The organism is Arthrobacter sp. P1_B3 (assembly GCF_056406615.1).
Genome location: NZ_JBFTZV010000014.1, coordinates 79672 through 94345, shown reverse-complemented (window position 1 = coordinate 94345; position 14674 = coordinate 79672). Strand labels below are relative to the sequence as shown.

Annotated in this window: 12 protein-coding genes; 7 read left to right on the top strand and 5 right to left on the bottom strand. The window is 65.0% G+C overall.

The genetic code is table 11. The annotated features are described in order from the left end of the window. Positions 1 to 57 precede the first annotated feature (57 nt). Positions 58 to 528, bottom strand: coding sequence for a pyridoxamine 5'-phosphate oxidase family protein (locus tag AC1D2F_RS15255; RefSeq protein WP_476967069.1), 471 nt, complete (start codon positions 526 to 528; stop codon positions 58 to 60). Positions 529 to 776: 248 nt separating this feature from the next. On the opposite strand from AC1D2F_RS15255, the gene ppsA reads away from it, so the two are divergent. Continuing rightward, positions 777 to 3158: a phosphoenolpyruvate synthase gene (gene ppsA / locus AC1D2F_RS15250; RefSeq protein WP_476967068.1), complete on the top strand. Its 2382-nt coding sequence runs from the start codon at positions 777 to 779 to the stop codon at positions 3156 to 3158. Between the two features lie 17 nt (positions 3159 to 3175). On the opposite strand, the gene AC1D2F_RS15245 is transcribed toward ppsA, so the two are convergent. The 3 genes from AC1D2F_RS15245 to AC1D2F_RS15235 form a co-directional block, all read right to left on the bottom strand. Next, the gene (locus tag AC1D2F_RS15245; protein ID WP_476967067.1) at positions 3176 to 3628 is read right to left on the bottom strand and encodes a universal stress protein; all 453 of its coding nucleotides are present in this window, start codon (positions 3626 to 3628) and stop codon (positions 3176 to 3178) included. A gap of 240 nt (positions 3629 to 3868) precedes the next feature. Next, the gene (locus tag AC1D2F_RS15240; RefSeq protein ID WP_364744300.1) at positions 3869 to 4606 is read right to left on the bottom strand and encodes a VOC family protein; all 738 of its coding nucleotides are present in this window, start codon (positions 4604 to 4606) and stop codon (positions 3869 to 3871) included. 45 nt (positions 4607 to 4651) lie between these two features. Next, positions 4652 to 5032, bottom strand: a complete 381-nt coding sequence (locus tag AC1D2F_RS15235; RefSeq protein ID WP_364744303.1) for a VOC family protein — start codon at positions 5030 to 5032, stop codon at positions 4652 to 4654. A gap of 207 nt (positions 5033 to 5239) precedes the next feature. On the opposite strand from AC1D2F_RS15235, the gene AC1D2F_RS15230 reads away from it, so the two are divergent. From AC1D2F_RS15230 to AC1D2F_RS15205, 6 genes are all read left to right on the top strand, one after another. Continuing rightward, positions 5240 to 6982: an ABC transporter ATP-binding protein gene (locus AC1D2F_RS15230; RefSeq protein ID WP_229992097.1), complete on the top strand. Its 1743-nt coding sequence runs from the start codon at positions 5240 to 5242 to the stop codon at positions 6980 to 6982. Beyond that, the gene (locus AC1D2F_RS15225) at positions 6979 to 9006 is read left to right on the top strand and encodes an ABC transporter ATP-binding protein (RefSeq protein WP_476967066.1); all 2028 of its coding nucleotides are present in this window, start codon (positions 6979 to 6981) and stop codon (positions 9004 to 9006) included. The genes AC1D2F_RS15230 and AC1D2F_RS15225 overlap by 4 nt, the downstream gene beginning before the upstream one ends. 630 nt (positions 9007 to 9636) lie before the next feature. Next, complete coding sequence (locus AC1D2F_RS15220) at positions 9637 to 10992, top strand: MFS transporter (RefSeq protein WP_229992096.1); 1356 nt, start codon at positions 9637 to 9639, stop codon at positions 10990 to 10992. After that, on the top strand, positions 10989 to 11792 hold the full coding sequence (locus AC1D2F_RS15215) for a putative hydro-lyase (protein WP_476967065.1): 804 nt from the start codon (positions 10989 to 10991) through the stop codon (positions 11790 to 11792). The genes AC1D2F_RS15220 and AC1D2F_RS15215 overlap by 4 nt, the downstream gene beginning before the upstream one ends. Before the next feature lie 417 nt (positions 11793 to 12209). After that, positions 12210 to 12575 carry a VOC family protein gene (locus AC1D2F_RS15210; RefSeq protein WP_229992094.1) on the top strand — a complete coding sequence of 122 codons (366 nt, stop codon included), beginning with the start codon at positions 12210 to 12212 and terminating at the stop codon, positions 12573 to 12575. A 45-nt stretch (positions 12576 to 12620) separates the two neighbouring features. After that, positions 12621 to 13503, top strand: a protein-coding gene (locus AC1D2F_RS15205; protein ID WP_476967064.1) for an IS5 family transposase whose coding sequence is annotated in 2 segments (ribosomal slippage) — positions 12621 to 12980 and positions 12982 to 13503 — 882 coding nt in all. Because the reading frame shifts where the segments join, the coding sequence is not laid out codon by codon here. A 66-nt stretch (positions 13504 to 13569) separates the two neighbouring features. Here the strand turns inward: AC1D2F_RS15205 and AC1D2F_RS15200 are convergent. Next, on the bottom strand, positions 13570 to 14649 hold the full coding sequence (locus AC1D2F_RS15200) for a LacI family DNA-binding transcriptional regulator (RefSeq protein ID WP_229992092.1): 1080 nt from the start codon (positions 14647 to 14649) through the stop codon (positions 13570 to 13572). Between the last annotated feature and the right edge of the window lie 25 nt (positions 14650 to 14674).

Genomic DNA, 14674 nt, shown 5'->3' with positions numbered 1-14674 from the left:
TTTCATGGGGCAACGCGGCTCTGCCGGGGGCTCACTCCGGCCGGGTGCAGATTTCCGTCATTCCAACCCGGCGCGGGTGGCATCGTCCAGCGGGCCCGACCAGGTCAGCGGCCGGGCGATCTGGAAGCGCCTGCCGCTCACGCTGCCCGGGACAATCCGTACGAAGTGATCCTTGTTTCCGGTCTCCCACGGAAAGAGGAGCGGCCCAATCGTGTCCAAAACCTCTTGCGTGCTTTCGAGGGCTGTGGCTTGGCCCTTCACCACAACGCTCCACGCGACGCCGGCATCCGCATCGACGCCGTCGGCTTCTATGGCAACCGGGGTTCCAGCCAGGGCAGCGGAGAGTTTTGTCCCCCCACCCGTACGAAAGACCAGAGTTCCGTGTTCGATTTTGTAGTTGACGGGGAAAATGTCCGGGTGGTCATTCACCCAAACAGCGAGGCGACCCACCGAAACACTGCCCAACAGCCGCCAGCACTCTTGCGTTGCGAGGACATCTGCCACCGGTAATGATGCATCGTTCAACATGGCGCCGACCTTACGCCGTCGCCCGGTGGCCAAACAGGGCCCAAGGACCCTCGAAGCCAGCAGCGCCGGCAGGCGGCCAAGCTTGATCCCTATCCGGACTCGATACGCCGATTCACCGCACCAAGGTCATTGGGCTCTAGGTTCATCCCGGAGGGAGGCGAACGATGGTTGCACGGGCGAGGGGCTGCTGAATGCCGGGCGCCCGGGCAACTCTTGCTGGCAAGAACCATGATGGGCGGAACTTTCAAATGTTGGAACGGCGTGTGGTCTGGTTTGAGGACGTCGGCATGGGTGACGTTCCGGAAGTCGGCGGGAAGAACGCGTCACTGGGCGAGATGACCCGGTCACTCATGACCAGCGGCGTGCGCGTCCCTGCCGGTTTTGCTACAACGGCCGCCGCGTACCGGGCGTTCGTGGAGGCGAATGGCATCGATTCGGCGCTGCACCAAAGACTCCAGCTGTTTCGCGCCGGTGATGCATCGCTCCGCGACACAGGGGAGGCGCTCAGGTCCTTGGTCCTCAACAGCTCATTCCCGGACGACATTGCCGAAGCGATCGTGAGCCATTACCGGTCACTGGCTAAACGGTCCGGGCTCGATGATCCAGCCGTGGCCGTTCGTAGTAGTGCCACGGCAGAAGACTTGCCGGACGCCAGTTTCGCCGGCCAACAGGAGAGCTTCCTCAACGTTGCGGGGGAGGCGGAACTGCTCGACGCGTGTCGCCGCTGTTACGCGTCGCTGTTCACCGACAGAGCCATCAGTTATCGGGAACTGAAAAATTTCGACCACTTGAGCGTGGCCCTGTCCATTGGCGTGCAACTGATGGTGCGATCTGACGTGGGTGCCTCGGGAGTCATGTTCTCCATCGACACGGAGTCCGGCTTTCCGCGGGCGGCCGTGATCAGCGCGGCGTGGGGCCTGGGCGAAACCGTGGTCCAGGGAAGCGTCGACCCCGACAAATACGTGGTCTTCAAGCCCCTTCTCGCCGAACCGGCCATTGTCCCGATTATTGAAAAAATCCTCGGAACCAAGGCACAGAAATCGGTGTACGGGCAGAATGCGAACGGCCGCACGCGGATTGTCGATACGTCCGAGGAGGAAAGGCAGGCGTTCGTCCTCGCCGACGCCGAGATCGTCTTGCTTGCGCGCTGGGCACTGCTCGTCGAAAACCACTACGCCTGTCCGATGGATATGGAATGGGCCAAGGACGGCTTAACGGGGGAAATCTATATGGTCCAGGCACGCCCCGAAACTGTGCAGGCGCGAAAGAGCGGCACCCGGTTTACGGTTCACCGTCTTCTGCAGCAGGGCAACATACTCCTGACGGGGTCGGCCGTCGGCGATTCGATTACGCGCGGTGAGGTTTGTGTGATCCGGAATCCGGCGGACATCGAGAACTTCCGTGACGGAGCCCTGCTCGTCACGGAGATGACCGACCCCGACTGGGTGCCGGTGATGAAGCGGGCTGCCGGCATCATCACCGATCACGGCGGCCCGACCAGTCATGCCGCAATTGTGAGCAGGGAACTGGGGGTGCCGGCCGTTGTCGGCACCGGCAAGGCAACGGCGGTCCTCACGGAGGGTCAGACAGTGACTCTTTCCTGCGCCGAGGGTAACGAAGGGCGCGTCTACGAGGGCGCCCTGGCATTTGATTCTGTCGACGTCGACCTGGGGGACGTGCCCCGGACGAGGACCTCCATGATGGTCAACGTCGCCAGCCCGGCGGCAGCTTTCCGTTGGTGGCGTCTGCCGGCAGAAGGTGTGGGCCTGGCACGTATGGAATTCATCATCGCCAGCCTGATCAGGATTCACCCAATGGCCCTCGTCCACCCCGAGCGCGTGCGGGACCCCGAGGTGACCCGGCAGATCCAGGAAATCACCAAAGACCACAGCAATCCGCAGGAGTATTTCGTGGAGACCTTGGCTCTCGGCATCGCGAAGATAGCCGCTGCCTACTATCCAGGGCCGGTGATTGTCCGGTTGAGTGATTTTAAGTCCAACGAGTACGCCCACCTGATCGGCGGCGAGTACTTCGAACGGCCGGAGGAAAACCCGATGCTAGGCTTCCGGGGCGCCTCCCGCTACTACCATGACCGCTACAAAGACGGCTTCTCGCTGGAATGTAAGGCCCTGAAACGCGTGCGGGAAACTATTGGCTTCACCAACGTGATTATCATGGTGCCGTTCTGCCGCACACCCGCTGAAGCGGACCTCGTTCTGCAGACCATGGCAGCCAATGGTCTAAGGCGGGGAGACAACGGCCTGCAAATCTACATGATGTGCGAGATCCCCTCCAACGTCATTCTGGCCGAGGACTTCGCCCGGCGGTTCGACGGGTTCTCCATCGGTTCCAACGATCTGACTCAACTCATCCTGGGTGTTGACCGGGACGCGGAGGACCTGGCCGGGCTCTTCGACGAACGCAACGAAGCGGTCACCTCAATGATCAGTGACGTAATCCGAAAAGCTCATGCGGCCGGCATCAAGATCGGTATCTGCGGGCAAGGTCCCAGCGACCACCCCGATTTCGCAGCCTTCCTCGTTCGCGAAGGCATAGACTCACTGTCCCTCAATCCCGATAGCTTCCTGCACACACTTCACATCGTTGCCCAAGCAGAATCCCAGACGTAACCGGACGGTCGCCCAGTTCAGCGCTCTCCGGACTCTTGGCCCACCACAACGACCGGGCAAAAGGCGTGCGCGGCACAGGCGCTACTCACGGAGCCGATGACCTGGTTTAAGAAGCCGCCGTGGCCCCGGCGGCCCACGATCAGGAGTTGCGCATCCTTGCTCTCCTCGACCAAAACCTTCGCTGGTGTTCCAAACTTCACCGTCGTGGAGAGCCTTGGTGGATGATCCTGACCGAATGCGGTGTCAATGGCCTGATCCACCAGGCGTGCAGCGACCTCTTCCAGCTGAGTAGCCACTTCATCACTGACACGCGAGAGATGGGCCGGGAGGTAATAATCGGACAGACCAACGCAGGTTATGACCTCAAGGGGTGCGCCCAACGCCGCGGCAAAGCGCCCGGCAAGCCGCAAGGGCGCCGGCGAGTATTCAGAGCCGTCGATACCGACAACGATGCGTTCCGTGGATTCCATGGAAACACCGTGGACCCGGTATCCGTGCGGGTCTAGGGTCGAAGGTCATCGCGAGTCCACCCCGGTTCACTTAGGTCGCGAGTGGTCGGGGCGGAGGCCGGGCCGGGTCAACTGCCCGGCCCGGTGGACGGGCGCGTGAACGTGGTCCAGGGCGCTGCGACAAGCTCGCCATCACCTACCCCGCCGTCTACATCCTCCGCGTCTGCACCGCCTGGACTCGTGCAGGAACCAGGCTCCGCGTCACCGCGGGGCGAGGACGCAGAACTCGTTGCCCTCTGAGTCGGCGAGGCACACCCATGGCACATCGCCCTGGCCGACGTCGGCGTCAGTGGCGCCCAGCGCCCGCAGCCGGGCCACCTCTGCCGCTTGATCATCACCGGGGTACGGCATCAGGTCGAGATGGACACGGCCATTCACGGTCTTCCCGGCGGGCGTGCGCAGGAACTCCAGATACGGCCCGACACCCTTGGCTGAACGCAGCCTCGCATGATCGTCGGTCACTTCGTGCAGGGTCCAGTCCATCGCCTCGCCCCAGAACCGGGCCATGGCCCGCGGATCCGCGCAGCTGACCACCACCGCGGCGATCGGCCCCGTGTCCCGGTAGATCGATCGGGGCTCCAGCACGCGGAACAGGTTGCCCTCCGGGTCGGCCAGAACCGCCCATGGCACATCACCCTGGCCCACGTCGGCGGGCGTCGCACCGAGCTCCAACAGGTGCGCGACCAGCTCGGCCTGATGGGCCGCAGAGGTGGTGGTGAGATCGAGGTGCGCGCGGTACCTCACCGTCTCGGGGTCCGGGACGGTGACAACGTCGACGCAGACGGCGGCCGGGTCCGGCCAGTCGAAGCCCACGGGTTCAACATTGGTCACGCCGGGTCCTTCGCTGGAAACACCCCAGCCGAGCGCCTCCGCCCAAAACCGGCCGAGTGCCGAGTCATCGCGGGCCTTGAAATTCACCTGAACAAGTCGCAGCGCCATACCGCCCGATCCTATACAGGTAACACCCGATATGGGAGGCGCACCCTAGGGGGTCGCGGGTGAATTGGCCGTCCCGGCGGTGTCCACCACGCAGAACCTGTTGCCTTCCGGATCGGCAAGTATCACGTAGTCGGCGTCCGCCGGCCGCTGGCTCCATTCGACCCGGGTGGCGCCCAGGGCCAGCAGGCGCTGCACTTCGGCGTCCTGGGTGTCCGTGTACAGGTCCAGATGCAGGCGCGGGGGAACCTGGACGGCCGCGGGGACCCGGTCCAGGGAGATGCACGTGCCCACGCCGCCCGGCGGCTGCAGGATCACGAAGTCGCCGTCGGGCGCGTACCGCGGCTCATAGCCCAGGGCAGCCTGCCAGAAACTCATCTGGCGTTCCAGGTTGTCCACCCGGATCACGATCGAGCCAATGCTCAGCATCCGCCTCAAGCTACACCCGGGCCACCGGCCCGGCAAGCCAGCACTGTCCGGCAAGCCAGCACTGCCCGGCAAGACAGCCCGTCCGGCAAGCAAAAACATAACCGCAGGCCCACCCGCGATTCGCCCTGAGAGGAACCCAGCTATCTCCGGGTAGCCGGACGTAGACTGACCCACACAAGTGCCCGTGACGCGTGAAGTGGAGACCGGATGCTCTGGAAACTGCTCGTCGAATACCTGCGGCCGCAGCGGCGGCTGCTGTTCGCCGTCGTCGTCTTCCAGCTGGCGGCGTCCATTGCCTCGCTGTACCTGCCCACCCTGAATGCGGACATCATCGATCAGGGCGTGGCGACGGGGAACACGGAGTACATCCTGCGCATCGGCGGCCTCATGCTCCTGGTTACCCTGCTGCAGATCGTCTGCACGGTTGTGGCCGTGTATTTCGGGGCGAAGGCCGCGATGGCGATGGGCCGGGACGTCCGCGGGGCAATCTTCACCCGGGTGGCCGAATTTTCCGAGCAGGAAGTCACCCGGTTCGGCCCACCCAGCCTGATCACCCGCTCCACCAACGATGTCCAGCAGGTCCAGCAGCTGGTCCTGATGTCTGCAACGCTCATGGTCACGGCACCCATGCTCTGCATCGGCGGGGTGATCATGGCCATCCGGCAGGACCTGCAGCTGTCCTGGCTGATCGCGGTCAGCGTGCCCGTGCTCCTGATTGCGGTGGGGTCGATCATTATCCGGATGGTGCCGCTGTTCCGGCTCATGCAGACCCGGATCGACACCGTCAACCGGGTGCTGCGCGAACAGCTCACCGGCATCCGTGTGGTGCGGGCCTTCGTCCGGGAGGACGTGGAAACCGCACGCTTTGCCCGCGCCAACGAGGACGTCACGGACACCGCGCTGCGCGCCGGCCGGCTCATGGCGCTCGCGTTCCCCACCGTGATGCTGGTGCTCAACGTCTCCAGCGCCGCCGTGATCTGGTTCGGCGCGTTCCGGATCGAGGACGGGTCCATGCAGGTGGGCACACTCATCGCGTTCCTGAGCTACCTCATGCAGATCCTGATGTCCGTCATGATGGCCACGTTCATGGCGATCATGATCCCGCGCGCGGCGGTGTCGGGGGACCGGATCGGCGAGGTGCTCGGGACCGAGTCCAGCGTCCGGCCGCCGTTGCGTCCGGTTTCGCGCGCGGCCGGGCGGGCGGCGCGCGGTGAGCTGGAAATGCGCGACGTCGGGTTCGCCTACCCGGGGGCCGAGCAGCCGGTGCTCTCGGACGTGAGCTTCACCGCCCGCGCGGGGCAGACGACGGCGATCATCGGCAGCACCGGTTCCGGCAAGACCACCCTGGTGAACCTGATGCCGCGGCTGTTCGACGCGACGTCCGGCTCGGTGCGGATCGACGGTGTGGACGTGCGCGAGCTCCACCCGGACCTGCTGTGGGGGCACATCGGACTGGTCCCGCAGAAGCCCTTCCTGTTCTCCGGCACGGTGCGCAGCAACCTGCTCTACGGCAAACCCGACGCCACCGAGGACGAGCTCTGGCGGGCCCTGAGCATTGCGCAGGCGCAGGACTTTGTGGAGGAGCTCGAAGGCGGACTGGACGCGCCGATCTCACAGGGCGGCACCAACGTCTCCGGCGGCCAGCGGCAGCGGCTCGCGATCGCCCGGGCGCTCGTGAAACGGCCCGAGCTCTACATTTTTGACGACTCGTTCTCCTCGCTGGACACGGCCACGGACGCCCGGCTGCGGCAGGCGCTCAAGCAGCACACTGCCGGGGCCACGCTGGTGATCATCGCCCAGCGGGTCTCGAGCATTGTGGACGCGGACCAGATCCTGGTGCTGGATCGCGGCAGGATCGTCGCGCACGGTTCGCATGAGGAGCTGCTGGAGACGTCCGAGACGTACCAAGAGATTGTGAACTCCCAGCTCGCGGCGGAGGAGGCGGCATGAGCCGCACCGACAAGGCGCCGACGCCGGTCCCCGCCGCCGCCCCCGGGGTTTCCGGGGCGCCCGCCGCGCAGGCCCCGCTGCGGATTCCCCGCCCCGCGGGTGGGCCCGGCCGCGGCGGACCGTTTGCCGGGATGAACATCCCGGCGGAGAAGGCCATGAACTTCGGGCCGTCCGCCCGGCGGCTGCTGGGGGAGCTGAGACCCGAACGGCTGTGGCTGACGCTGGTCCTGCTGCTCGCCGTCGTGAGCGTGACGTTCTCGGTGATCGGGCCCCGGCTGCTGGGCGAAGGCACCAACCTGATCTTCGCCGGCGTCGTGTCCAAGCAGCTGCCCGCCGGGGAGACCCAGGCCCAGGTGATCGCGCAGCTGCGCGCCGCGGGGGAGACCCAGCAGGCGGACATGCTCAGCGCCATGACGCTGACGCCCGGCGCCGGGATCGACTTCGCCGCGCTGGCCACCGTGCTGCTGTGGGCGGTTGCCCTGTACGTGCTGGCCTCGGCGTTCGGCTGGCTGCAGGCGTATATCCTCAACGGCGTCGTGCAGCGCACAGTCTTCCGGCTGCGCGAACGGATCGAGGCGAAGATCAACGGGCTGCCGCTGCGCTACTTCGACTCGATCCAGCGCGGCGAGCTGCTCAGCCGGGTGACCAACGACGTCGACAACATCTCCCAAAGCCTCCAGCAGTCCATCAGCCAGGCCGTGACCTCGGTGCTGACCGTGGTGGGGGTGCTTGTGATGATGATCCTGCTCTCGCCCACGCTGGCGCTGATCGCGCTGGTGACCATTCCGCTGACCCTGGTGACGACGGCGGTGATCGCCAAACGCTCCCAGAAGCTGTTCGTGTCGCAGTGGAAACACACCGGCGAGCTGAACGGGCAGATCGAGGAGACCTACACCGGGCACGCGCTGGTGAAGGTCTTCGGCCGGCAGCGCGAAGTGGAGGAGCGGTTCCGGCAGAAGAACGTGGAGCTGTACCAGGCGAGCTTCGGCGCGCAGTTCATTTCCGGGCTGATCATGCCGGCCATGACGTTCATCGGGAACCTGGTCTACGTGGGGATCGCCGTGGTGGGCGGCCTGCAGGTGGCCTCGGGGGCGATGCAGCTGGGCGACGTGCAGGCGTTCATCCAGTACTCCCGGCAGTTCACCCAGCCGCTGGCCCAGCTGGGCTCCATGGCGAACCTGCTGCAGTCCGGCGTGGCCTCGGCCGAGCGGGTGTTTGAGCTGTTGGACACCGAGGAACAGTCGGCGGATCCTTATCCGTCGGTGGCGCCTAACGGGGGCCGCGGCCGGCTGGTGTTCGAGGACGTCTCCTTCTCCTACTCCCCGGACAAGCCGCTGATCTCAGACCTGAGTCTCGTGGCCGAGCCGGGCCAGACCGTCGCCATTGTGGGGCACACCGGCGCGGGCAAGACCACCCTGGTGAACCTGATGATGCGCTTCTACGAACTCGACGCCGGGCGGATCACACTCGACGGCGTGGACGTCACCGCGATGACCCGCAACGAGCTGCGCTCGCGGATGGGCATGGTGCTGCAGGACACCTGGCTGTTCGGCGGGACCATCCGGGACAACATCGCCTACGGCCGGCCTGGTGCTTCGGAGGACGAGATCCTGGAGGCCGCCCGGGCGACGTACGTGGACCGTTTCGTCCGGTCCCTGCCGGAGGGCTACGACACCGTGCTCGACGACGAGGGCTCCAACGTCTCCGCCGGTGAGAAGCAGCTGCTCACGATTGCCCGGGCGTTCCTGGCCCGCCCGTCCGTGCTGATCCTGGACGAGGCGACTTCTTCAGTGGATACGCGGACCGAGGTCCTGGTGCAGAAGGCCATGAGCGCGCTGCGGTCCGACCGGACTTCGTTTGTCATTGCCCACCGGCTCTCCACCATCCGCGACGCCGACCTCATCCTGGTGATGGAGTCCGGGCAGATCGTGGAGCAGGGGACGCATGCTCAGTTGCTGGCTGCGGGCGGGGCGTACGCGGCGCTGTACGCGGCGCAGTTCGCGGCTCCCGTGGCGGAGGTTTAGGGCGCAGAACATTTCTTCTGTCGGCCTCGAGACGGGTAGTTCGTCTCTGCGCGGATCGACTTTACGTCATATCCGCTATCGGTGGGATGAATGTGAGTACTGGAGTAGGGGGCGAGGTCATGCTTTCTCACCTCCGGTGGTCGAGGAAACAAGACCCCGCCGGCTCTCCCTTGGGGCAAGAACCGGCGGGATCACGCGTGAATCAAGGACTAGGGCGTGTCTCCTTATTGTCGTAGCCAGATGACGACGGCGTAGAGGACGACGCCTGCACGCGGCCTACTGCCTGACCGACTACCTCGCGCGGTCGGAAGAGCACCAGACGGCGGTCCATGCGTCGGGGCCCGAGGCTTCGAACTAGCGCTTCCCCGCCTTAAATCCGGCAAGAGCCGCGACGACTGCATCACCGTCAACCCCTTGACGGTGTGATCTGCGTCGCGTAAATTGTTCAACAAGTTCGGATTGTTCAACAATCCAACAATTGATCGCAGTCCCGACTTCCGCAGCCCATCACGGTAGCCGCACACGCACCCGGATGTCCCCACCTGCAACGACGCAGGTCCGGACAGAAAAGGCGCACAAACACCATCCGCCCGCACTCGGATGACATCCACACTCTTCATGGAGGTACAAATGGCCACTCCATCTGTAATGGCCCCCGCTGACCCGAAACCCTTTGTGGGGCGCAAGGGCATGTACAAGGCATTCGCGGCCAGCCTGACCGGAACCGCGCTGGAGTTCTATGACTTCGCCGTCTACTCCGCCGCGGCTGCGATCGTTTTCCCGCTGGTCTTCTTCCCGGCCTCGGACCCTGTCACGGGCACCCTGCTGGCCTTCTCCACCTACGCCGTGGGCTACATTTCCCGGCCCGTCGGTGGCATCATCTTCGGCCGGCTCGGGGACGAGATCGGCCGCAAGAAGATCCTGGTCATCACGCTGATGCTGATCGGCGTCGCCACGTTCCTCATCGGCCTGCTGCCCACGTACGACACCATCGGCATCATCGCCCCCGCCATCCTGGTCTTCCTCCGCTTCGCGCAGGGTGTCGGCGTCGGCGGCGAGTGGGGCGGGGCAGTCCTGCTCTCCAGTGAATTCGGTGACCCGAACCGCCGCGGTTTCTGGGCATCCGCCGCGCAGATCGGCCCGCCCGCCGGCAACCTGATGGCCAACGGCGCGCTTGCCGTCCTGACTTTGACCCTGTCCGAAGAGGATTTCCTGAACTTCGGCTGGCGAATCGCCTTCCTGATCTCGGCACTGCTGGTGGCCTTCGGGCTCTGGATCCGGCTCAAGCTTGAGGACACCCCCATCTTCAAGGCCATGGAGGCCAGGGGAGACAAGCCCAAGTCCCCGATCCGCGAAGTCCTGGCAACCCAGCGCCGGCCCCTCATCGCGGCCATGCTCAGCCGCATCGGCCCGGACGTCATCTACGCGATGTGCACCGTCTTTATGCTCACCTACGGCATTCAGAAACTTGGCTTCGACCGCGGCCAAGTGCTGGTGGCCGTCCTCATCGGTTCGGCACTCCAGATTTTCACCATGCCGCTTGCCGGGGCCATCTCTGACCGCATCAACCGCCGGCTGGTCTACGCCATCGCCGCAGTGGCCGCCGCCGTCTGGGGGTACCTGTTCTTCATCGTCCTCGAAGGTCGGTCCCCGGTCATGCTGATAGTGGGAACGGTGCTGGGCCTGCTCTGCCACTCGTTTATGTACGGACCCCAGGCGGCCTTCGTTGTTGAACAGTTCTCGCCGCGGCTCCGCTCCACCGGCAGTTCGCTGGCCTACACCTTCGCCGGAATCATCGGTGGCGCCATCGCACCGTTCATGTTCACCCTCCTGCTGAGCACCTTCAACAGCTGGGTTCCGGTTGCCATCTACCTCAGCGTTGCCTGCCTCCTGACCCTGGTGGGCCTGGCCCTGGGACGGGACTCCAACGTTGCCGAGGACCAGGAGTACCTGCAGTCTTCAACTGAGCTGGCGGAGACCCGGTGAACCAGATCAACGCACTCCAGGCACCCTCCGATGCGCGCCTGAAGTTTCGCAACGGCCTGGTCACCCCCACCTCCGGATGGAGCGACGGCTACACCCAGGCAAACCTGATAGCGGTGACGGCCGACTACGCCGACGAATTCATCGAGTTCTGCCGGCTCAACCCCAAGGCCTGCCCCGTCATCGACGTCATCCCGGCGGGACAGTACGAGAGCGCCCTCGCCGCAGGGTCTGACATCCGCAGTGACATCCCCGCCTACCGGGTGTGGGTGGACGGCGAACTTGCCGATGAAGTCACGGACGTCGCATCGGTCTGGCGTGATGACATGGTGGGCGTCCTCATCGGCTGCAGTTTCACCTTCGAAGCCGCGCTCGCCAGCGAGGGCGTCCCGCTCCGGCATACCGAAACGGGCCGTAACGTCCCCATGTACCGCACGAACATCGCGTGCATCCCTGCGGGACGAATCCACGGACCGATGGTGGTTTCCATGCGCCCGATGCCGCCCGAGCTGGTCGAAACGGCAATCAGGGTGACGTCGGAAGTGCCCAAGGTCCACGGCAGCCCGGTTCATGTCGGGGCGCCCGGGGACCTCGGCATTGCCGACATCAACCGCCCCGACTTCGGCGATGCGGTGGAGATCAGGCCGGGGGAAGTGCCGGTTTTCTGGGCCTGCGGCGTGACACCGCAGAGCGCAGTGATGGCATCCAGGCCCGCCTTCGCCATCAGCCACGCCCCCGGACACATGTTCATCACTGATGTTCCCGAAAGCACCTACCGGGAACCGGCAGGAGCGTCATTGTGAAGAAGAGACTTCCCGTTGCCGAGAAACGGGCACGCAGGATCATCAACCTCTCGGCGCCACGGCGGCAAGCCACCGGCACCCACTGCGAACTGACCGGAGTCTGGCAGAGTCCGGCGGGAGCGAGCATCTCGCTGTACGAAGGCCAGCTTCTCCCGAGCGATGCCGGCCGGCCATGTGTCTGGACGTATGCAGGCCAACCGGCAAGCAAGGCCGATTCCGGAGAACCCCGGTGGGCAGCTCCGGAGCATCACAGACTGTAGGGCAGCAAACGGCAAGCGGACGACGGCGGGACTCCCCGCCGTCGTCCGCTTGCCGTTGATTCGACAATCGCCAGCAGCTGCAAAAGCTCCGCACCATTGTGTGCCCGGGCATTCGGTCGTAGGGTGGGTGCGTTCTCACCCAAGACCAGGAGGAGCCATGTCCGGCGAGCCAGCGTTCTTTGAAATCGGCGTCAAAGATCCCCAGCGCGGCAAGGCGTTCTACGGGGCGCTCTTCGGCTGGGACTTCACGCCCGGGCCCTCCGCCGGCGGAGGATTCATGATCGGCACGCCCGGGCTCTCCGGCGGGATGCACGGCGGCGACTCCGGCGCCGTGCCGTACATCTTCTTCGGGGTGGACGACATGGATGCCGCACTGGACCGGGTTCGGGAGCTCGGCGGCTCAGTCGACGAACCCGAGCTTGGGGATGAGACCAGTGCGGGGGAGTACGGCAGGTTCAAGCTCTGCAAGGACGACCAAGGCTCGGCATTCGGACTTCACGAACCTCCCCGGCCGGCGGACTAGGGCGTGTCTCCTAAATAGGGGGTTGCTGGCTGGAATGCTTAAACGGTGTCGAGAACATCTGTTTTGAGTGATGAGCAGTGGTCCCGGATCGAGCCGTTGCTGCCCAGCTCGGACGGACAGCGGGGGCGCCCGTTCCGTGGCCACCGCCAGGTCATTGAAGGCATTATCTACCGGTACCGGTGCGGAATTGCATGGCGGGACCTACCTGCGGAGTTTGGTCCCTGGCAGACGGTATGGAAGCGTCACCGGCGTTTCGCCTCCGACGGGACATGGGACCGGATCCACGCGAGGCTTCTGGCCGAGGCGGACGCCACCGGGCAGGTCGACTGGGCAGTTTCGGTGGATTCGACCATCAACCGGGCCCACCAGCACGGGACGAACCTTCCCCGCAGCACAGGGGGAACTCCCGAAATACAAGAAACTGTTTGCTGAACCCTCAGACCACGCCATCGGCCGCTCCCGCGGCGGGCTGAGCACCAAGATCCATCACGCCTGCGACGGAAAAGGCAGGCCGCTGGCCATGATCCTGGGCCCCGGACAGGGCGGTGACTCGCCGATGTTCCCGGTCTTCATGGAGGCAGTGCGGGTGCCCCGTCTCGGCGGGGGCCCGGCCAGAACGCGGCCGGATGCCGTGATGGTCGACAAGGCGTACTCCTCCAGGGCCAACCGGTCACTACTGCGCGGTCGGGGCATCAAAGCCGTCATCCCGGAACCGTCCGACCAGATCGGACACCGGAAACGCCGTGGTTCACGCGGCGGGCGCCCCGTGAACTTCGACGCCGAAACCTACAAAGGCCGCAACACTGTCGAAAGATCCTTCAGCCTCTTCAAACAATGGCGCGCCATCGCCACCCGCTACGACAAACTCGCGCTGGCCTACCGTGCAGGCGTCGTCCTCTACGCCGTCGTCATCTGGCTACGACAATAAGGAGACACGCCCTAGCCCCGGGTGTTCCTGGGGGGAGTGCGGGCTGCGCAGGTATCCGCAGGCCGCCTATGCCGGTGCCAGCGCCTGGACGGAGGTTCGCTCCACTGTGGGACAGTTAATTTTTGCGGCGGCATTGTCCGGTGCCTCGTCAAGGCCCAGCAGCATCCGGACTCCGGCTGCGCCCAGTTCGTAGTGGGGGAGAGACACCGTGGAAAGCGGGGGCCGGAGATGGGCGGCGATGACTTCTTGGTTGTCGAAACCCACCACGGCCATGTCGTCCGGGATGGACAGGCCGTGCTCGCGCAGCCCGTCGTAAAGTCCCATCGCCATGCGGTCGTTGTAGCAATACACGGCCGAGACGCCGCGCTTGAGGAGTTCCACGGTCGCCCCGTATCCGCCTTCCTGGTTGGGATAGGCTTCCAGGACCAGGCCCTCGTCGAACGGGATCCCTGCCGCTTCCAGGGCATCCCTGTAGCCCTGAAGGCGCCCGTCCTTGGCAGGAGCGGGGATGGTGGCGTTGATGAAGGCAATCCGGCGGTGGCCGTGCCGCAGCAGGATTTCCGTCGCTGAACGGCCACCTTGTGCCTCATCGGGGACCACGGCCCGTGCGCCCGGTTCCGTCGAGAAGCAGTTGACGAGGACGAAGTCCGCTTCGCGAAGAGAGACCGGTATGTCGGTGGCGCGGTGGAACCAGGTCGAGTAGAGGATGCCGCGGACCTTGTATTCGAGCATCATGGAGATCGCGTCCGTCTCAAGCTCGCTATTGCCTTCGGTGTTGGCGATCAGGAGGGCGTATCCATGTTTCCAGGCCTCATCCTGGGCCCCGTGGATGATCTGGCCTGCGAAGGGTGTGGTTGCGATGGAGTCGGCTACGAGGCCGATGAACCGGGAGCTGCCGCTGACCAGGGTTTGGGCCATCGCATTGGGCCGGTAGCCAAGGTCCCGAATCGCGTCCCGAACCCGTTTCCGGGTGGCGGCAGAGATGCGGGCGTCCTTTTTCATGTTGACGACCAACGAGACGGTGGCGGTGGAGACGCCGGCTGCTTCCGCGACCTGACGCAGGGTGATGGGGTGGGCGCGCGTGGGCTGCTTCGGGGGTGCAGCCTCAACCGATGGCGTGCCCGAACTATTCTCCATTGAAATCATGTGCCCTCCTTCAGGAGTATATCCG